The following is a 19735-nucleotide window of genomic DNA, read 5'->3' as shown; positions in this document are numbered from 1 at the left end:
GTTATAATTACCCCATAGTACATGACTTATTTTAGGAGGATTTGATTTTATGAGCAGACGTGCAAAGATGGTGCTGGACAAGGAATTCCGTATCGCACCTGTGGACAAGAGGATTTACGGTTCCTTCATTGAGCATCTGGGACGTGCCGTGTACGAAGGCATCTATCAGCCGGGACATCCGGCTGCGGACAAGGACGGATTCCGTCAGGACGTGGTACAGCTTGTAAAGGAGCTGGACGTACCCATCATCCGCTATCCGGGCGGAAACTTTGTCTCCAATTTCTACTGGGAGGATTCCGTAGGTCCGGTGGAGGAACGTCCGAACCGCCTGGAACTGGCCTGGAGAAGCCTGGAGAAAAATGAGGTTGGCCTCAACGAATTTTCAAAATGGGCAAAACAGGTGAGCTCAGAGGTGATGATGGCAGTGAACCTGGGCACAAGGGGAATTTCCGATGCCTGCAATCTGCTGGAATACTGCAATCACCCGTCAGGAACAAAATACAGTGATATGCGTGTCAGACACGGAGTGAAAGACCCGCACAACATCAAAGTATGGTGCCTGGGAAATGAGATGGACGGCCCCTGGCAGATCGGTCATAAGACCATGGAGGAGTACGGACGTCTGGCTGAGGAGACCGCAAAGGCAATGCGCCTGATCGACCCGTCCATTGAGCTGGTATCCTGCGGAAGCTCCAACCGGGATATGCCTACATTCCCTGACTGGGAGGCAGTTACACTTTCCCATACATATGACTACGTGGATTATATCTCCATGCATCAGTATTACGGAAACCGGGATGATGACAGCAATGATTTTCTGGCACAGTCAGATGATATGGATGATTTCATCCGCACCATCATTTCCACCTGTGACTATGTAAAGGCTAAAAAACGTAGTAAGAAGGTTATGAATCTGAGCTTTGATGAATGGAATGTATGGTTTCACTCCAACGCGGCGGATGATGACATCACAGAGAACCATCCGTGGCAGGTGGCACCGCCCATGCTGGAGGATATCTACAACTTCGAGGATGCCCTGTTGGTGGGCCTGATGCTCATCACTTTGATCAGACACGCAGACCGTGTGAAGATGGCATGCCTTGCGCAGCTTGTGAACGTGATCGCACCCATCATGACAGATGCCGCAGGCGGCGCCTGGAAACAGACCATTTTCTATCCGTTTATGCACGCATCCAAATACGGACGCGGTGTGGCTCTTCTGCCTGTTATGAACAGTACAAAACATGCCACGGCAAAACACGATGAGATCACTGACGTGGAGTCTGTAGCTGTCTACAATGAGGAGGCAGATGAGGTGACCATCTTTGCCGTGAATCGTAACCTGGAGGAAGATGTGGAACTTAGCACAGATGTGAGAAGCTTTGAGGGATACCGTATCCTGGAACACATCGTTCTGGAAAATGAAGACCTGAAAGCAGTCAACGGCCTGGGGATGGAAAAAGTCGCTCCTGCCAATGCGGATAACCGCAGCAGCCTGGATGACGGCGTCATGACCAGTGTACTGAAAAAAGCATCCTGGAATGTGATACGTCTCGGGAAATAGAATGAAAAACAGAATCGAATAATGTCTACCGCACAGCCTGTAAAAGTGATATAATACAACATTACAGGCTGTGCGTTTTTTTTGTACCGGGCACAGGTGAAAGAGGAGAATGTGATGAGACAAAAGACAAGAGATATGACAAGCGGGAAGCCGGCAGGTATCATCGTTTCCTTTGCCCTTCCTCTCATGCTGGGAAACGTATTCCAGCAGCTATATACCGTGATGGACAGTGTCATTGTAGGGCGCGGCGTGGGTGTGGAGGCTCTTGCAGCCCTTGGAACTTCAGACTGGCTGAGTTTTACGGCCATGGGAGGGATCACAGGCGTGGCCCAGGGCTTTTCCGTACTCATTGCCCAGTGCTTCGGGGCAAAAGATGAAAAACGCCTGAAAAAGGCAGTGGCAATGTCCGTGTGGACGGGAAGCCTGATCACTCTGCTGATCATGGCTCTGTTCATCGGCAATCTGTCCCGCCTGCTTGGCCTGCTTCGTGTGCCGGATAATATCCGCCAGCCGGCCCATAATTATCTGCTGATCCTCATGTTCGGACTGGTGGCAACGGCTCTTTACAATATCTGCTCCGGTATCCTGCGGGCCATGGGGGACAGCCAGACGCCGCTGCGGGCCATGATAGGAGCTTCTGCCGTTAATATTATCCTGGACCTTATCTTTGTCCTGGTATTTCACTGGGGCGTGGAGGGCGCAGCGCTGGGAACTGTGCTGGCCCAGGTATGTTCAGGCGCCATCTGCTTTTGGCAGCTTAAGAAGTACGGTATCTGGAATATAGAAAAAGCGGACTGGAAATGGGATTGGGAGATGGCAGGGCATCTGCTGGGCCTTGGCATACCCGTGGCATTCCAGAATGTGATCATCGGTTTCGGAGGCATTGTCATCCAGTATGTCATCAACGGATTCGGTCTTTTATATGTAGCCGGTTTTACGGCAACCAACAAGCTGTACGGTCTTCTGGAGCTGGCGGCAGTCTCCTTTGGCTACGCCACATCCTCCTTTGTGGGACAGAACCTGGGTGCAGGGGAATACGGAAGAATTAAGGAAGGTGTCCGTGCCTCAGCGAAGATATCCATAGGGATCGCAGTTGCCATCGGTGCTGTGCTTCTCCTTTTCGGGCGCAGTATCCTGAAAATATTTATCTCCCCGGAGGCATCCAATGCATCAGAAGTGCTGACCATTGCATATAATTATCTGGCGGTCATGGGGGCAACACTGATCATTCTCTATCTGCTCCATATTTACCGCTCCGCCCTGCAGGGCATGGGTGATACCCTCATTCCCATGTGCTCCGGAATCGCGGAGCTGGTCATGAGAATCCTTATTGCGCTCCTTCTGCCCCTTATAATAGGAAAAGAGGGCATCTATTTTGCCGAGACAGGTGCCTGGCTGGGCGCCATGGTGATCCTCATAGGTGCGTACAGAAAGCGGATACGGCGGTTTGATTAAGATGCTGCTCACACGCCGCTGTCCCGCCGGACACGGAGCGGACAGTAAGCTGATGAGGGAATTGACTATTTACAACACTGCTTTTTTATAATAAAATAAAAAACAGTTGTTATCCGCCGAAAACGGGCAGATGCAGACATTCCATAGAACATAAAAAACGGGAGGAAAGAGACATGGGAAAAGTAACAATACCAGAGAAGTATCATTCATGCTTATCCAGCTATGAGACACAGGAAGCGATTGGTATCATCAAGAATCTGATGCAGAAGAAACTATGTTTGGCTTTAAATCTGAAAAGAGTGACAGCGCCGGTTTTCGTAGATCCGGCTTCCGGTCTGAATGATGATCTGAACGGTGTGGAGCGCCCTGTAACATTTGATATCCCGGATGCAAATATGAATGCCCAGGTCGTGCATTCCCTGGCAAAATGGAAACGTATGGCCCTTTACCGCTATGATTTTCATGTGGGAAAAGGAATCCTCTGTGATATGAACGCCATCCGAAGGGATGAGGAGCTTGACAATCTGCACTCCGCGTATGTGGACCAGTGGGACTGGGAAAAGATCATCACAGCGGAAGACAGGAACCTGGATTATCTGAAGGATACGGTGACCAGAATCGTGAACTCCATTTGCAACGCGCTGGAAGAGGTGAAATACCACTATGAAAACCTGGACACAGAGCTGTGCCGTGAGGTGTCCTTCATCACTTCCCAGGAACTGGAGGATATGTATCCTGACCTGACGCCGAAGGAGAGGGAGAACGCCTACGCCAGGGAGAAGAAGACGATCTTCATCATGCAGATCGGTGACCTGTTAAAATCAGGGGAAAAGCATGACGGCCGGGCACCGGACTATGATGACTGGAAATTAAACGGTGACCTGTTGTTCTGGCATGAGCCTCTGCAGTGTGCCATGGAGATTTCATCCATGGGAATCCGTGTGGATGCCAAAACCCTCAGTGAACAGCTTGATAAAGCCGGATGCAATGAGCGCAGGAACCTGACTTTCCACAAAATGCTTTTAAACAACGAACTGCCCCTCACTATCGGCGGCGGCATCGGCCAGTCCAGGGTGTGCATGCTTCTTCTGCAGAAGGTACATGTGGGAGAGGTACAGTCCTCCATCTGGGACGAAGCTACCCTGACTGCCTGCAGCAATGCCGGTGTTGAAATCTTATAAAGAGGAAAGATATATGGATATTCAGAATATACTGCTCCAGGTGAAAAGCGGAGAGATGTCTCTTGAAACCGCGGAGCAAATGCTGGAAAAGATACCTTACGAGGACCTGGGCTATGCAAAGCTTGACCATCACCGCAGAATCCGCTCCGGGTTCGGTGAAGTAGTGTTCTGTTCCGGAAAAGCCACGGACCACCTGGTAGGCATTTATCAGCATTTTTACCAGCAGGACGGCTGTGTCCTGGGCACAAGAGCCAGAGAGGACCAGTATCTTGCTGTGAAGGAGGTACTTCCCCAGGTACAGTACGACCCCCTTTCCCATATCCTTGTCATTGAGAAGGAGAATGCGGCAAAAGAGGGATGCGTGGCTGTCTGCACCGGCGGTACGTCCGACATTCCGGTGGCCGAGGAGGCAGCCAGGACCGCAGAGTATTTTGGCGCCAATGTGGAGCGTATTTACGATGTAGGTGTAGCGGGAATCCACCGCCTTCTCTCCCAGCAGGACCGTCTGCGCCACGCCAACGCCATTGTGGCCGTGGCCGGAATGGAGGGCGCCCTGGCCGGTGTGGTTGCCGGCCTTGTGGAGGTGCCGGTCATTGCAGTGCCCACCTCCATAGGATATGGAGCCAACTTCGGCGGACTGTCAGCCCTTCTGACCATGCTGAATTCCTGTGCGGAAGGGATTTCGGTGGTGAATATAGACAATGGGTTCGGAGGAGGATATATGGGAGCCCAGATAAACCGGCTGATATGCAGAAAATAGAAAACAGGGGCTGTCGGTTAATCACGATTTTGATAAGGTTCCTGCTATAAGATAAGCATATCTCACAGAATTTTGTGCTCTTAAGGACACAAGTCTCTGTGAGATATGCTTTTTTTCTTTGGGTGACTTATTTACCCTGTCTTCTGCTCGGTTTCCTTTCTTATTTCTCAATTTCATGTTTCTCCCAATCGCATCCAGTACGAATAATTTTAAGGCAGTCATTTGATTGAAATCATTCCATCCATAGACTGCCTATATCACAGATTAATTTTGAGCCTTGTGGCGTATGTCCGGAAGGTTCAAATCAGCGGCAAAATCAAAAATTTCCACGATTGCGCGAAATGTGGTATAATACCGACAGGTATTATACAGATCTGTCTGGTAAAACTGTTAAGATCATGCAGGATATTTTGCTGTTTTAAAACATTAAGCATAGTCGAATGTGTGTTTTTCGGCAAAGCCACGCAGGGATATTTGTCCATGATGGAACCTTCTGGTATGAAATGTAATAAAAGTGGCAGTTACATTTCAGAAAAGAGGAGGGACCGGTGCAAAGAACAGTTGTTGAGAGGGATGATAAGTTGGAGAATGAAAAACTGGCGCTGGAAAAGGAAAATCTGCGCAAGGTGATGGATAATTTTTCATTATCCACCGGACTGAGCGTTGTGGCTGTCAATCTGTATGGAGAGGTTTTCCTGTCCGGCGCACAATATGAGGAAAATACATTCTGCCAGTATATTCAGTCCATTGCAGAGGGCAGGGAGCGGTGCAGGCGGTGCTATGAAAAGGCGTGCAAAGAGGCGTTTAAGTGGGATGAACCTTATTTCTTCCGCTGTCATGGCGGGCTGGTGATGTGGGCTGCGCCGCTGCAGATCGAGCAGACCAGGGTGGGCGCTATTGTGTGCGGCCAGGTGCTGCTCTGGAAAGCGGACCGCTTGTTTTTAAATGAGATTAAAAGCCTGCCTCTTTATGCGGGACATCCAGACCAGTTGCTGAACAAAGCCAGGGAACTGAAGGTGATTTCCGTCAGGCAGTGCCAGGCTGCAGCGGAACTTCTGAAAGCAGTAGTGGAACATTTCAGCAATACCGGTTATTATCTTCTGATCGATCAGAAGAATAAATATAACTGGAGAAATATGGTGCTATCCCAGATTCGGGACAGAAAAAAACATATGAGAAAACAGCATTTGACCGTTCCGTTTATCTGAAGCGGGAGCGGAACTTTCTTCAGCATGTACGGATGGAAAATAAAGAAAAGATTGTGGAACTGTTCCCGGTCCTGTACACGGATATGGAGATTCTCTCAGGATATGACCAAACAGAGGTGAGACAAAGCGTAAGGGATTTTATGGTACTGGTGTCCAGGGCCTGCGCTGAAGCAGGACTGGAAGCCGAGCTGGCGCAGCAAATGCTTCGCCAGTATGAAAAAGAGACGGCGAACCTGAAAGATTCAGAGGAGATTTATGCGGTTTCTTATGGAATGATCTGCAATTACCTTGATATGATCTTTCAGTCCCAGGGAAATTCTCATACCGGGCTGATACAGTCAGTGGTAAATTATATACAGCAGCACTATGGAGAGGATATTACTCTTGACGATATCGCCGCCCACGTCTGTCTGAGCAGATCTTATCTATGCGCTTTGTTCAAAAAAAATATGAATATGACCATAAATGATTGCCTGCTGCGGGTACGCGTGGAGAAATCTATAGAACTGATGAAAAGCCGGGCGTGGAATACCGGGGAAATTGGCCGGAAATGCGGATTTTCCAGCCAGAGTCATTATACAAAGGTATTCCGAAAGTTTATAGGTTTAACGCCTGGACAATACAGAAATAAATTGTTGTCATAGCCTTATACGTTTGGGAGGTGTATGGTGGATATCTATGAAGAGATCAGTAATTCCCTTTTAATAGGAAATGCGGAAAAAACAGACAGCCTGGTGCGAGAGGCACTGGGAAAAATGTATCCGGCTGAGATGATCCTGGAACAGGGTCTGGTCGGCGGCATCAAAAAAATGGAAGAGAAATTTCAGTCTATGAGTATGTTCGTCCCGGAAGCACTGATGTCTGCCAGGGCATTGAATATCGGACTGGAAAACCTTCGGCCGTATCTGAAGCGGAAGAACGGCTACAAATGTACTGCCATATTGGGGACGGTGGAAGGCGATTATCATGATATAGGAAAAAACCTGGTAAAAATTTATATATCTACCCTGGAGATTAAAGTGATCGATCTGGGGGTAGATGTATCAAAGGAAGAATTTGTAGAAGCGGTCCGGAAATATAATGCGAAGCTGGTTCTGATCTCTGCACTTCTCACCACAACACTGCGGGAGATGGAGCTGGTGATCAAAGAACTGGAAAAGGAAGGCCTGCGGAATCGGGTGACCATTTTTGTGGGCGGCCTGCCGGTCACAGAGTCCTATGCCCAGTCCATCGGGGCGGATTATTTTACTCAGGATGGCCTGGAACTGCGGGATTTTCTCGGAAAAAATCTGGATAGGCTTTTAAAGGACAAATGAGCAAAAAATCATAAGATTTAACAAAAATGTCAAGACCGGTTTTGTGCTATCTTTTCAGTAGAGATGAAAACAAAACCGGTTTTTTTCATATCAGCGAAACTAAATCAGGAGAAGTATTATATGTGACCAGAATGAAAGTATTTATCGAATCAGAAACTGGTACCGATAGCATTGCTAGGGAGGGTATATGGGTAAAAAAGGATTGTATTCAACACTGCGTTTCATCGAGGACAGAGATTATGGAAGAATCCATGAGGCGTCCATTGACATTCTGGAGAATACCGGCGTCATATTCCAGAATGACGAAGCAATTGAAATCTTCAAAAAACATGGAGCAAAGGTAGACGGATACCGTGTCTACATCACCAGGGATATGGTGGATAAGGCTCTGAAAACACTGCCTCGTACTTACAAGCTATACAGCCGTAATCCGGAACAGACGGTAGAAATCGGTAAAGATTTTGCAGTACAGCCTAATGCAGGTGCCGTATTTATTCAGGATCTGGATCATGGTAAAAGGCTTGCCGGCATTGAGGATTATGGCAACATGATGAGACTGGCCCAGGCCAGCGACATTATAAACCTGGTAGGAGCACATCCGCTGGATCCTTCAGATGTTCCTTCAGAGTTCAAACATCTGCATATGTGCTATGAAGTCCTGAAGAACTCTGATAAGCCTGCACTGGGCTTCACCATGAATCAGAAGAACAGCAAAGAGTTTCTGGATATGATTCAGATTTCCATGGGTATGGCGCCTGGTGAAGAGACTGATATTCAGTACAGCAATTTCAGTGCCAACCCATTAAGCCCTCTGTCATGGTCACATGATACACTGGGATCCATGATGGAGTACACCAAACGCGGACAGGGCGTTTATCTGCTGCCCTGCATTATGGCAGGTATTTCCGGTCCCATGCGTCATATGGGTATGCTGGTACTGCAGAATACAGAAGTGCTCAGCGGTATTGTACTGATGAATCTGATCAATGAGAAAGCTCCAGTTGTTTACACACCTTCTTCAACTGTCGGCTATATGAAGAAGGGTACCTACACAACAGGTACGCCGGATATGTCCCTGATCAACATTCCTCTGCTGCTGATGGCGCATGACTTCTATCATATTCCTTCCAGATGCATGTGCGGTATGACCGACTCTAAAGTGCCTGATATGCAGGCAGGTCTGGAGACCATGCAGAATGTAATGATGGCAGTCTTTGCAGAAGCAGATATCATCAACGAGTGTCTCGGCGTTCTGGATGCTATTATGACAGTATCTTACGAGAAGCATATCGTAGACGAGGAGATCATCAAGAGAGCTCTGTATCTGAAACAGGGCATAGAGACAGATAATGATGCCATGTCTGTTGATGTTATCAAGGAAGTTGGCCCCAGAGGTTCTTATCTTGAGCATGACGATACCTTTGAACACTATAGAGAGGTATTCGACAATGACATCTCAGAGTGTGAAAATTACAATACCTGGGCTAACAGCGGTTCTATGGATATCATCCAGCGCGCAAATATGAAATACAAAGAGATTCTGGCAGCGGCTCCCGATACACTGTTAGATCCTGAGACAGATAAGGACCTGCGTGCTTATATGGCAAAAATTATTGATTAAACAAAAATTTAAAGAGGGAGGGGCAATAGAATGGAAAAGAGAAAAAACGCCAAAATTGAGCCGGTTGTATTTATTCCGCCTCTGCTTGTGATCATTGCGCTGGTAGTATGGGTTATAAATGACCCTGCATCTGCAGGTGCTGCACTGAGCACCCTGGCATTCAGCGTGATCTGTGCTGATATGGGCTGGTTCTTTGAACTGTTTGTATTCATGATGATCGCCTTATGTATCTTCCTGTGTATTCATCCTGTTGGAAAGATGCGCTTTGGTACAGAAGCACCTGAGCATTCCACATTCTCATGGCTGAGCATGATCTTCACCTCCATTGCAGGTCTTGGTGTATTAACATGGACAGCAATCGAGTGGTTTTATTACTATCAGACACCCACTGAGGGAGTTGAGCCTTATTCAATGGAAGCATTATATAAAGCAACCGCCTACCCTCTTCACCACTGGGGTCTTGTTATTCAGGCAGCAGCAACGCTGATGGGTGTTGTGTGGGCATATCAGATCTTCTGCAAAAAGGTTAAAGATGTACGCCCCTCCACGGCATGCGTATCTCTCCTTGGCGAGAAGAATGCCAAAGGTATTTTCGGCAAGGTGATCGATGCATTATTCGCTGTATCCATACTTGCCGGCGTTGTAACATGCGTAGGAACAAACGTACCTACTCTGTTCGCCATCATCGGCAGAAGCTTTGGTATCCAGATGAGCTTCCAGGCAGAGGCAGTTGTCATCATCATGTGGTCAGTTGTAATGGCTTTACTGCTGTATACCGGTCTTTCCAAGGGTATCAAATACCTGAGCAACTTTCGTGTAGTAGTCGGCTTTGGACTGCTGGCATTTCTGCTGATCGTAGGCCCTACATCCTATATTTTGAACGGTACACTGGATAACATCGGTATGTATCTGCAGAACATTGTTCGTCTGACATTCAACACAGATACATATGCAGCATCCGGCACACCTCAGAACTGGACAGTATTTTACTGGTGCTGGTACCTGGCTCTGGCGATCCACAACGGCTTATTCTTCGCAAAGATCTCCCGCGGCCGTACCGTAAGACAGACGGTTATCGGTGCTCTGGCAGCTCAGACACTGGGTTCATGGCTGTTCTTCGGTGTATTTCAGAATTACTCTATCTACATTCATCAGAACCATCATGTGGATCTGGCTTCCATAATTGCAACATCCGGACAGGGTGAAGCGATTGTAGCACTTTGGGATTACATCCCTTTTATTAAATTCTTATATCCTATCCTGATGATCTATGGCTTCCTGTGCATGCAGACTCTGCTGAACGGAAATGTGTTCAGTATGGCCATGATCACCACAAAGGACCTTGGACCTGAGGATGAGCCTCCCAGATGGAACAAAATTTTCTGGTCCCTGGGCGTTGGTGCAATCGCGATCGTTCTGCTGCTTTGCGGCGGTATCTCCGCAGCACAGGCAGTTACCATCATTGGTTCTGTACCTGCAGTTATTATTATTACTTTAATGGTTGTTACATTCTTCAAGGAAATCAGAAAAAAATGGACTATCCTGAATGATGATGGAACCGTACAGAAAGAGATTATTTACGAGGAGCAATAAATGAACAGCGACGAAGGGAAACAGAAGAACAGAAAAAAACAGATGGCTAATGTATCAAAACCGATATTTCTGGCTTCTGTCATTGGCTGTCTCGCGCTATATGTTCCATTGATCATTATGCAGGATGAGGCACAGGGACTGGTCAATCTGGTAATGGACAAGGTTACATATGGACTGGATTGGCTGTTTGAACTGGTGGGATTTGTCAGTCTTGCCTTTAGTTTGTGGATTGTAATTGGCAGATTTGGTTCCGTAAAACTGGGAACAAGGGACGATAAGCCGGAGTTTAAAGATTTTACATGGGTTGCCATGTTCTTCTGCGCAGGAATCGGTGCGGGAGCCATGTACTGGGCTTGCGTTGAGCCTCTGTACTATCTCTCATCCCCGCCATTTGGTATTGAACCAATGTCTGCAGCAGCCAGAGAATGGGCATCTGCTTACAGCTTTTTTCATTGGGGATTTACCCCGTGGGCTATATTCTCCGTACCTGCAATTGCATTTGCATACTGCTATTACAACAGACGGAAGTTCCATTTTAAGGCAAGCTATGCATGCAGCGGACTTCTGGGGAAAAGAGCATACGGAAAAGTCGGTATTGCCATTGATGTGCTGGTAGTTATCGGTATGATGGGTGGTTTCGCTACCTCTCTGGCCTTCGTATTTCCTATGATTTCCTGCATAATATCAGAATTTTTCGGAATTCCGGATACTCTGCCGCTGAAGATCGCAGTAGGATTGTTTTTCACCTGCATATATAGCTGGAGTTGTTTCAAAGGCTTGTACTCGGGTATCGCAAAGCTTTCAAACATCAACATGGTTATGTTTATCGCTTTTGTGATCTATGTATTTCTGGTAGGACCGTCCTCATGGATTTTGTCTTATTTCAGTGATTCCCTGGGTATTATGATACAAAACTTCTTCAGAATGAGCTTCTATACCGACGCAGTCAGCAGATCCGGTTTCCCTCAAAATTGGACTGTATTCTATTGGGCATGGTGGTTGTCATGGGCAATCTATATTGGTCTGTTCATGGCCCGTATTTCCAAAGGCAGAACACTGAGGGCCTTTGTACTTAATATGATCGTCACGGCAGGCGGCGGTACAATGCTTATCTTTGGCATCATGGGCGGTTACGTTCAGGACCTGATTTTTAATAAGGGTATGGATCTGATTGGTATCATGCAGTCTCAGGGAGGACCTAAGGCAATCTATGCAATCCTGGATACCCTGCCCGGCAAGACAGTGATCATTCCTTTGTTTGTGCTGCTTCTCATGATAGCACAGGCTACCGGTATTGACTCAGGTGCTTACACCATGTCCAACATCACCAGCCAGGAAGTTGGTTACAATGCAGAACCCAAGCGCTGGGTGCGCCTGTTCTGGTCATTCTTTGTGTACCTGGCAACTATGTCATTGATACTTGTAGGTGGTATGGAGGTAGTAAAAACCTCATCCATCCTGACTTGTATACCTATTTTGGTCCTTCAGATCTTTTTTATTATTTCAGTATCACGCTGGTTAAAAGAGGATTTTGGAGTACCGAAAATACTTGTCAATGACAAAATTAAATAATGATTAAAAATCATGGGGCTGGCGTGGAGGTCTCCTATGCACAAAAACAAGTTCATTATATCTGCCATGATGCAAGAGAGGTGCCATATCCGGATGGAAGGACTTTTTGCAGACATTAAGGAAAATGGAAACTTTCAGCGGTTCAAATACTGACGCAAATAAAAAATATAAAGTGAATTCATGTTGTATGCGATTGGGAGAACACCCAAAGAAAAAAACAAGTATATCTCACAGAGAATCGTGTTCTGAAAAACACAAAATTCTGTGAGATATACTTATTTTGTAGAAGAAAACTTAAAAATCGGGATTAACCGACAGTCCCAGTTTATGGGGTTTTTCAGTCAGAGAGATAATCTCCCCACACATATCCCGTTTCCCCTTCATAGACGATCCGATGCCATCCGTTGTCACAGATTCCGGTCCGTGTCACTGTGGCACCTCCCTGGAGCACGCCCAGGACCTCTGCCTGGCTTGCCGCGTCGGCTCTTACATTTACAGGGCTTTTTACGGTGACGGTCTCTGTCTTCTCCTCCACTTTGGCACCGGAATCCGGTTCATCGTATCCGGCTTTTCCGGAATTAAAACCTTCTGCGCCGCCGCTGGGTGAGATTACTTTTGTCCCGTCTGTGGGAAGCAGGCCTGAATTATCGTCTGTGGTGATGATCTTTCTAAGCCGGACTTTACTGGTATCTGTTCCGTCCAGGGGACCTACATAAATAAGCGTCACTTCATTGCCCGGGATAATTCCGTTTTTGCAGTCCAGTTCCGCTTTTGTCATATCAAAAGTCAGTGTTTCATTATCTGAAGTATTTATACTGATTTCCTTTCCGGTAAAAGCTGTCACGGTTCCGTCCATGGAAGCAGATACAGAATCCAGGGCAGCTTCCTCCTCCGCAGCGCTGTCGTCCTTGCCGCAGGCGCCCAGTACGGACAGACACAGAACAGACAGCAGCAACAGGAGAAGATATTTCAGTTTGTCTCTCATCAATTACATCCCCTTTCCCGTTTCCTAATATTTTAAAGTATTTCAGCAAAATGTCAACGAAAGTTTTTCTAAATACTGTTCACAGTCACTGCTGCAGACGCTTCTCCAGATGTCTGCGGAAAAAGAGGAAAAAGGCAGCAGTCGCCATAACAGAGGCGATTCCGTCTGCAATAGGCTGCGCGTAAAACGCGCTTCTGGCCCCGAAAAAGATGGGAAGGAAAATAGTAAAAAGCATGTAATCCCCTTTCCGGAACATGGAGAGAAACAGGGCAGTTCTGGAAAGTCCCAGCGCAGTAAAACCGTCCACAAACACATACTGGAAGCTGAGTGGAATGATCAGCAGCGTAAACACATGGATTCCCCAGGTGGAAAGGGATACCAGAGACGGCTCGTCGGTAAAAATCCGGATAAAGTATACAGGCACGATCCTGGACAGTATAAACATTACGGTTGTAAAACAGAGGCAGAGAAGCAGGATATATTTTTCTGCCTTTTTCACCCTGTCCACAGCTTTTGCGCCGTAATTGTAGCTGAGTATGGCCTGTGTTCCGCTGGAAATACCCAGCATGGGGCCGGTTATGAGCATCATGTAGCTCTGCACAATGGTGGCACAGGTGATGAGCACATCACCTTCGCCGGGACCGCCGTACTTCTGCAGCATGGCATTCAGGACAATGATGATCACACTGTCGGTTGCCAGAATCAGGAAGGGGGAGACACCCAGTACCAGGATCCTTTTGACGATCATGGGGGACCAGGCCGGTTTCCGCAGCCTGGTTATTTTGATGGGAACCTTTTTGCCGATCAGGAAACAGAAAGCAAAGGCGCAGGATGCAAACTGTGCGATGACCGTGGCAATGGCTGCACCCGCCACATCCATATGCAGACCGAAGATAAAGACAGGGTCCAGGATTATGTTGGTGACAGCGCCGATCAGCACAGTGGTCATTCCCACACCGGGAAACCCCTGACAGGTGATAAAATAATTAAGCCCGATCGCCATGAGGGCGAAGAACGTTCCTGCTGTGTAGATGGTGAGATAGGTGTCCGCGTATACAAAGGTGGCGGCACTTGCCCCGAACCAGAGCAGAAGATATTTTTTCGTCAGGAGAAAGAGCAGAGTCAGTACAGCGGAGAAGACCACCAGCATGGCAAAGCTGTGGGCCAATATGGACTGGGCCTGTTTCTTCCGCCCGGCACCCAGACGCATGGACATGAGGATAGAGCCGCCCAGTCCGATCAGGGTTCCGAAGGAAGTGAGAAGGGTGACAATAGGGCCGCAGATTCCCACTCCCGCAAGTGCCAGATCTCCGATCTTGGGTATGTTTCCGATGAACATTCTGTCAATGATGCTGTAAAGTACGGTGACGAACTGGGCGATCATGGAGGGGACAGCCAGTTTGAGGACCAGCAGCCATACCTTGTCCCTGCCCAGGTCAGTTGTCTGTTTCATGTTTTTTGTTTCCTTTCGTCTCAGGGGCGCGCAGCCCTTGTATTATGATGACAGGTAAATGCGCAGGCCTACAGAATAATTATGATGCCGGTACCACAGATATTCTTACATAAGTTGGTTCGGCAACGCTCAGGGTATAGTTTAAGTAGGTCTCGCCGATCACTCCGATCAGATCTTCCGCATTGGACACGTGGTCAGTAAACACACCGATCAAAAATGGTGCGGGTGTGTAGACAATCCCATAGTCGTGGAGACACCCGTCGTAATCTCCGTATTTATGGGCCACCGGGAAGAGGTCCAGGTCTATGTATTTTTGTAAAAAGGTGCCCGGCGCAGCTTCTTTCATGTATTCCAGAAGCGGAGTGTACGCGGAGGAATGTTCATATAGATAATTTATCACATCAAAAGAAAAATCAGCACAAAGCTTGTTGCTGGCAAAAAACGCATCCGGGTAGGTGTTGTCCGAATATTTCAGCATCATATGCCGGTAGGCGGAAACACCGCCCAGGTTTTGAATCATAATATTATTGGCGGTGTTGTCACTGTACACTATGCTCTCCTCCATGAGATAGGAGAGGGGAACCAGGCTGCCGGGCCGGTAATCATAGGGGGTGGAGCCGTCTCCCTCCGTATCTGTGGCTGAGGCATTGTAGGGAAGCCCGTCCTCCGGGGTGCGCTCCCCGCTGTTGACGGCATCGTAGTAGAGCATGTTGACAGGCACCTTCACGGTACTGGCTGCCGTAAAGAGGGTGTCAGGATTGTATATATATATTTCCTGCGTGAAGGTATTGCGGTAGAAGAAGGAAAAGTTTTCTTCATTCAGTCCGTATTCTTCCAGAATGGAATCCAGCAGGCTTTCGGCTGTGCTGCCCTCGGGAATTTCTCTTTCAGGGGAATATTCAGCAATATCGGATTCCACAAGTATATAATCGGCCATGTTCTCCAGGGCTTCGTATTCCAGATCAAGATCCGGGGAAGCGTAATCCGTATTCGGCAGCGGTGCATAGGCAAAAGTATCCTGGGAGGCATCTGTCAGGAAGCCCAGAGGTATGATGCTGAGGAGGAACAGAAATGTCAGCACCAGGATATTTCGTATGTCAGAGTTCTTTTTCATTGGTATCATCTGCCTTTTCTGTCTGTTATTTCAGGCTGTCTGTAAATTTTTGCATTACTCATCTCATTATAAATAAAAAGCAGAAATTTGTCATTAGTATTTCAGGTATTTTCCTTTGGAATTTACGGGGGTACGGCAAAACAGCTTGCACCTCACAAACAGCCTATGTTATAATTCCCTCATAGAGAGAAAATGACTTTTGGGAGCACTGCATCAGCAGTGTTTTTTTGAGTGATGTCTGCCCGCAAAAAGCGCGGGATGTCAAAAACGGAGAGGAATGGATTATGCTGAAGATTAAAGAGTATGTGAAGGTGAACAGTCTGGAGGAAGCCTATGAGCTGAACCAGAAAAAGTCATCCCGCGTGCTTGGGGGAATGGTCTGGATGAAGATGATGAACCGAAGCGTGGGAACGGCCATTGATCTGTCCGGTCTCGGACTGGATACGGTCAAAGAGACAGAGGACGAATTCGTGATCGGCTGTATGACCTCCCTGCGGACTCTGGAGACACACGCGGGATTAAATGCCTGCACGGACGGAGCTGTGCGGGAGAGCCTGCGGCATATTGTGGGAGTACAGTTCAGAAACTGTGCGACTGCAGGAGGCAGCATTTATGGCAGATTTGGATTTTCTGATGTGCTCACCATGTTTCTGGCGCTGGATTCCTATGTGGAGCTTTATAAAGGCGGCAGGATATCCATGGAAGAGTTTGCAGAAAAAAAAGCGGACAGAGATATCCTGGTAAATATAATTGTTAAGAAACATCACCAGAGATCCGCATATGTAAGCCAGAGAAATGCTAAGACGGATTTCCCTGTACTGGCCTGTGCGGTATGTCTTGACGAGGAAGGTATGCGGCTTTCCATCGGAGCAAGGCCCGGCAGAGCGGCTCTTCTGAAAGAGAAGATGGATACCCCTGTCAATAAAAAAGATATGAGTGCCGGGGAGTGGAACAGACAGGCGGAGCTGCTGGCCAAAAAGGCTGCAGAGTGCGTTGTCACGGGAAGCAATATGCGGGCTTCCAAAGAGTACAGAACCCATCTGGTCCGTGTTCTGACCAAAAGGGCGCTGCTGGCAGCAGGAGGTATGGAAAATGGAAATTAAATTTATTTTAAACGGAAAGAAAATGCAGGTGGATGCAGCGCCGGATCTGCTGCTTTTAGACCTTCTTCGGGAGAAGGGCTGCTACAGCGTGAAACGGGGATGTGAGACTGCCAACTGCGGCCTCTGTACTGTTTTGATGGACAAAAAGCCGGTGCTCTCCTGCAGTATGCTGGCGGTCCGCGCGGACGGACATGAAATCGTGACCCTGGAGGGAATGCAGAGGGAAGCGGAGGAGTTCGGTTCCTTTTTAGCAGACCAGGGAGCAGAGCAGTGCGGTTTCTGTAATCCGGGATTTATCATGAATGTCTTTGCCATGCTGGAGGAGATGAAGGAGCCAACGGAGGAGGAGATCGGCGAATATCTTGCCGGAAATCTCTGCCGCTGTTCCGGATTCATGGGGCAGACGAGAAGTATTCTGGCATTTTTAAAATATAAGAAGGAGCAGAGGGAAGGGGGCAGCGACAGATGAGTTATGTAAACAAACCGGTGAGGAAAAAGGACGCCATGGCCCTTGTGACAGGCCAGCCTGTGTACACGGATGACCTGGCGCCGAAGGATTGTCTGGTGGTAAAGGTTCTGCGCAGCCCCCATGCCCATGCGTGGATCGAGGAGATCAGGACAGAGAATGCCATGAAGGTTCCGGGGATCGCGTGTATCCTCACTTACGAGGATGTGCCCCAGGACAGATTTACCATGGCGGGACAGACTTATCCGGAATTCAGCCCCTATGACAGGCTGATCCTTGACAGAAGAATGCGTTTTGTGGGAGATGCCGCTGCCATTGTCGCAGGGGAGACGGAAAAGGCCGTGGACCGGGCACTGAAGATCATTAAGGTGAAATACAAGGTGCTGGAGCCGGTTCTGGATTTCCATAAGGCAAAGGACAATGCGGTCTGTATCCACCCGGAGGACAACTGGGAGTCACGTTTTCCTGTGGGAGCAGACAATAAGCGGAATCTCTGTGCCCATGCCGAGGAAGGGGACGGGGATGTGGAGAAGATCCTGGCAGACTGTGACTGTGTGGTGGAACGCACATACCATACAAAGGCCAATCAGCAGGCAATGATGGAGACATTCAGAAGCTATACCTATATGGACCATTTCGGAAGGCTGAATATTGTGTCCTCCACACAGGTGCCTTTCCATGTGAGGAGAATCCTGGGGCGGGCACTGGGAATCGGGGCATCGAAAGTCCGTGTGATCAAGCCGCGTATCGGCGGAGGCTTCGGCGCAAAGCAGACGCTGGTATCTGAGGTCTACCCAGCAATCGTGACGGTGAAGACAGGAAAGCCGGCGAAAATGATCTTTTCCCGCTATGAATCCCAGATATGTTCTTCCCCCCGACACGAGATGGAGTTAAAGGTCCGCATCGGTGCGGACAGGGAGGGGACCATCCGGGCTATTGACGTCTATACCCTGTCAAACACAGGGGCTTTCGGTGAGCACGGTCCTACCACAGTGGGACTTTCCGGTCACAAATCCATTGCCCTTTACCGGAATACAGAGGCATACCGCTTTGTGTATGACGTTGTGTATACCAACCAGATGTCAGCAGGCGCTTACAGGGGATACGGAGCTACCCAGGGAATCTTCGCAGTGGAATCCGCTGTGAATGAGCTGGCGGAAAAGCTGCATATGGATCCGGTTGTGCTGCGCGAGAAAAATATGACAAAAGAGGGCGGCAGGTTTATCGGATACGACGGCGGCACAGAGGTCACAAGCTGTGCTCTGGACCGCTGTATGGCAAGGGCAAAGGAGATGTTTCACTGGGACGAGAAGTTCCCCCGCAGAGTGATGGAGAACGGAAAAGTGCGCGGCGTGGGTGTTGCCATGGCCATGCAGGGCTCCTCCATCGCAGGCGTGGATGTGGGAGGCGCCAGCGTGAAGCTTAACGAGGACGGTTCTTACACCTTAAGCCTCGGGGCCACGGATATGGGTACCGGTTGTGACACGGTGCTCTCCCAGATGGCAGCAGATACGCTGATGACGGATTATGACAACATTGTGGTGTTTGGGGTGGATACGGATATCTCACCGTATGATTCCGGTTCCTACGCCTCCGCCACCACTTATATTGCAGGCAAGGCTGTGGTGAAGGCCTGTGAAAGTCTGAAAGAACGGATTTGGGATCTGGGTGCCGGGATGCTGGAGGTTCCCAGGGAGGAGACGGATTTTGACGGAAGCAGAGTCAGCAGGAAGGACGGAAGCGGGGCGGTCAGCCTGGAGGAGATCGGCATCCGCGGTACCTTCGGCAACAACGATTCCCTTCAGGTGACAGAAAATGCCTCCTCACCCATATCCCCGCCGCCATTCATGGTGGGCATGGCGGAAGTGGAAGTGGACAGAGAGACCGGGTCTGTGGAAATGATCGACTACGTGGCAGTGGTGGACTGCGGCACCCCGATCAATCCGAACCTTGCCAGAGTGCAGACAGAGGGCGGTATCGCTCAGGGTATCGGCATGGCCCTCTTTGAGGATATTCAGTACAGTGAACGGGGACAGATGCTGAACAATTCCCTGATGCAGTACAAGATTCCCACCCGCTTAGACGTAGGTAAGATCCGCGTAGATTTTGAGAGCAGCTTTGAAGGAAGCCATCCCTTTGGTGCCAAATCCATCGGTGAGATCGTGATTGACACTCCATGTCCGGCAATAGCGGCAGCCGTTTATAATGCCGCAGGTGTAAGGGTTTCGGAGATGCCCATCACGCCGGAAAAAGTAGCCATGGGAATTGCAGGAATTGAATGCGAAAATTGCAAAAAAGATGAATTTTGACGAAATTTTGACGGCTGCTTTGTTACCTTGAACTG

The 19735-nt window shown here is 48.6% G+C and carries 16 protein-coding genes; 13 read left to right on the top strand and 3 right to left on the bottom strand.

Translation table 11 applies throughout. The annotated features are described in order from the left end of the window. The first annotated feature begins 49 nt into the window (after nucleotides 1-49). The 10 genes from arfA to LC508_RS14915 all read left to right on the top strand — a co-directional run bounded on the left by arfA (nucleotide 50) and on the right by LC508_RS14915 (nucleotide 12270). On the top strand, nucleotides 50-1564 hold the full coding sequence (gene arfA, locus LC508_RS14960; RefSeq protein ID WP_103731115.1) for an arabinosylfuranosidase ArfA: 1515 nt from the start codon (nucleotides 50-52) through the stop codon (nucleotides 1562-1564). Nucleotides 1565-1678: 114 nt separating this feature from the next. Beyond that, complete coding sequence (locus LC508_RS14955) at nucleotides 1679-3019, top strand: MATE family efflux transporter (RefSeq protein ID WP_103731114.1); 1341 nt, start codon at nucleotides 1679-1681, stop codon at nucleotides 3017-3019. A gap of 173 nt (nucleotides 3020-3192) precedes the next feature. Then, on the top strand, nucleotides 3193-4200 hold the full coding sequence (gene asnA / locus LC508_RS14950; RefSeq protein WP_033141424.1) for an aspartate--ammonia ligase: 1008 nt from the start codon (nucleotides 3193-3195) through the stop codon (nucleotides 4198-4200). A 13-nt stretch (nucleotides 4201-4213) separates the two neighbouring features. Continuing rightward, a complete protein-coding gene (gene larB / locus LC508_RS14945) occupies nucleotides 4214-4960 on the top strand; it encodes a nickel pincer cofactor biosynthesis protein LarB (RefSeq protein WP_033141423.1) in 747 nt (248 codons plus the stop codon). Between the two features lie 548 nt (nucleotides 4961-5508). Beyond that, on the top strand, nucleotides 5509-6168 hold the full coding sequence (locus LC508_RS14940) for a PocR ligand-binding domain-containing protein (RefSeq protein ID WP_103731112.1): 660 nt from the start codon (nucleotides 5509-5511) through the stop codon (nucleotides 6166-6168). Between the two features lie 32 nt (nucleotides 6169-6200). Next, nucleotides 6201-6812: an AraC family transcriptional regulator gene (locus tag LC508_RS14935; protein ID WP_103731111.1), complete on the top strand. Its 612-nt coding sequence runs from the start codon at nucleotides 6201-6203 to the stop codon at nucleotides 6810-6812. A 21-nt stretch (nucleotides 6813-6833) separates the two neighbouring features. Further along, nucleotides 6834-7484 carry a cobalamin B12-binding domain-containing protein gene (locus LC508_RS14930; RefSeq protein WP_033141421.1) on the top strand — a complete coding sequence of 217 codons (651 nt, stop codon included), beginning with the start codon at nucleotides 6834-6836 and terminating at the stop codon, nucleotides 7482-7484. Between the two features lie 187 nt (nucleotides 7485-7671). Beyond that, a complete protein-coding gene (locus LC508_RS14925; protein WP_052099456.1) occupies nucleotides 7672-9105 on the top strand; it encodes a trimethylamine methyltransferase family protein in 1434 nt (477 codons plus the stop codon). A gap of 30 nt (nucleotides 9106-9135) precedes the next feature. Next, a complete protein-coding gene (locus LC508_RS14920) occupies nucleotides 9136-10698 on the top strand; it encodes a BCCT family transporter (RefSeq protein WP_052099454.1) in 1563 nt (520 codons plus the stop codon). Further along, nucleotides 10699-12270 (top strand): BCCT family transporter, encoded by a 1572-nt coding sequence (locus tag LC508_RS14915; RefSeq protein WP_103731110.1) that lies wholly within the window; start codon nucleotides 10699-10701, stop codon nucleotides 12268-12270. Nucleotides 12271-12607: 337 nt separating this feature from the next. Here the strand turns inward: LC508_RS14915 and LC508_RS14910 are convergent, their stop codons facing one another. From LC508_RS14910 to LC508_RS14900, 3 genes are all read right to left on the bottom strand, one after another. Further along, entirely contained in the window at nucleotides 12608-13255 is a 648-nt protein-coding gene (locus LC508_RS14910) for an SH3 domain-containing protein (protein ID WP_033141420.1), read from the bottom strand. An 85-nt stretch (nucleotides 13256-13340) separates the two neighbouring features. Continuing rightward, nucleotides 13341-14708 carry an MATE family efflux transporter gene (locus tag LC508_RS14905; protein WP_118593795.1) on the bottom strand — a complete coding sequence of 456 codons (1368 nt, stop codon included), beginning with the start codon at nucleotides 14706-14708 and terminating at the stop codon, nucleotides 13341-13343. A gap of 79 nt (nucleotides 14709-14787) precedes the next feature. Then, nucleotides 14788-15822: a serine hydrolase gene (locus tag LC508_RS14900; RefSeq protein WP_158587226.1), complete on the bottom strand. Its 1035-nt coding sequence runs from the start codon at nucleotides 15820-15822 to the stop codon at nucleotides 14788-14790. Between the two features lie 284 nt (nucleotides 15823-16106). Between LC508_RS14900 and LC508_RS14895 the strand changes: the two genes are divergently transcribed. Genes LC508_RS14895 through LC508_RS14885 form a run of 3 tightly spaced genes read left to right on the top strand, consistent with a single transcriptional unit; the run spans nucleotide 16107 to nucleotide 19700 of the window. Further along, the gene (locus tag LC508_RS14895; protein ID WP_103731117.1) at nucleotides 16107-16925 is read left to right on the top strand and encodes an FAD binding domain-containing protein; all 819 of its coding nucleotides are present in this window, start codon (nucleotides 16107-16109) and stop codon (nucleotides 16923-16925) included. Beyond that, nucleotides 16915-17394, top strand: coding sequence for a (2Fe-2S)-binding protein (locus LC508_RS14890; protein ID WP_054351985.1), 480 nt, complete (start codon nucleotides 16915-16917; stop codon nucleotides 17392-17394). The genes LC508_RS14895 and LC508_RS14890 overlap by 11 nt, the downstream gene beginning before the upstream one ends. Further along, complete coding sequence (locus tag LC508_RS14885; RefSeq protein ID WP_103731107.1) at nucleotides 17391-19700, top strand: xanthine dehydrogenase family protein molybdopterin-binding subunit; 2310 nt, start codon at nucleotides 17391-17393, stop codon at nucleotides 19698-19700. Before LC508_RS14890 ends, LC508_RS14885 begins: the two co-directional genes overlap by 4 nt. Nucleotides 19701-19735: the final 35 nt, after the last annotated feature.

This window comes from Blautia parvula, assembly GCF_020215665.1.
In the GTDB taxonomy this organism is placed as follows: domain Bacteria; phylum Bacillota; class Clostridia; order Lachnospirales; family Lachnospiraceae; genus Blautia; species Blautia celeris.
Note: the sequence above shows the minus strand (reverse complement) of the source record. Positions and strands in the feature narration are given on the sequence as shown.

Excerpts from the sequence above, each read along its gene's own strand:
- LC508_RS14925 (WP_052099456.1), top strand. The coding sequence starts at position 7,672 with ATGGGTAAAAAAGGATTGTATTCAACACTGCGTTTCATCGAGGACAGA.
- LC508_RS14935 (WP_103731111.1), top strand. The coding sequence starts at position 6,201 with ATGGAAAATAAAGAAAAGATTGTGGAACTGTTCCCGGTCCTGTACACG.
- LC508_RS14910 (WP_033141420.1), bottom strand. The coding sequence starts at position 13,255 with ATGAGAGACAAACTGAAATATCTTCTCCTGTTGCTGCTGTCTGTTCTG.
- LC508_RS14905 (WP_118593795.1), bottom strand. The coding sequence starts at position 14,708 with ATGAAACAGACAACTGACCTGGGCAGGGACAAGGTATGGCTGCTGGTC.
- LC508_RS14930 (WP_033141421.1), top strand. The coding sequence starts at position 6,834 with ATGGTGGATATCTATGAAGAGATCAGTAATTCCCTTTTAATAGGAAAT.
- LC508_RS14955 (WP_103731114.1), top strand. The coding sequence starts at position 1,679 with ATGAGACAAAAGACAAGAGATATGACAAGCGGGAAGCCGGCAGGTATC.
- LC508_RS14885 (WP_103731107.1), top strand. The coding sequence starts at position 17,391 with ATGAGTTATGTAAACAAACCGGTGAGGAAAAAGGACGCCATGGCCCTT.
- LC508_RS14920 (WP_052099454.1), top strand. The coding sequence starts at position 9,136 with ATGGAAAAGAGAAAAAACGCCAAAATTGAGCCGGTTGTATTTATTCCG.
- LC508_RS14900 (WP_158587226.1), bottom strand. The coding sequence starts at position 15,822 with ATGAAAAAGAACTCTGACATACGAAATATCCTGGTGCTGACATTTCTG.
- asnA (WP_033141424.1), top strand. The coding sequence starts at position 3,193 with ATGGGAAAAGTAACAATACCAGAGAAGTATCATTCATGCTTATCCAGC.
- LC508_RS14890 (WP_054351985.1), top strand. The coding sequence starts at position 16,915 with ATGGAAATTAAATTTATTTTAAACGGAAAGAAAATGCAGGTGGATGCA.
- larB (WP_033141423.1), top strand. The coding sequence starts at position 4,214 with ATGGATATTCAGAATATACTGCTCCAGGTGAAAAGCGGAGAGATGTCT.
- LC508_RS14915 (WP_103731110.1), top strand. The coding sequence starts at position 10,699 with ATGAACAGCGACGAAGGGAAACAGAAGAACAGAAAAAAACAGATGGCT.
- LC508_RS14895 (WP_103731117.1), top strand. The coding sequence starts at position 16,107 with ATGCTGAAGATTAAAGAGTATGTGAAGGTGAACAGTCTGGAGGAAGCC.
- arfA (WP_103731115.1), top strand. The coding sequence starts at position 50 with ATGAGCAGACGTGCAAAGATGGTGCTGGACAAGGAATTCCGTATCGCA.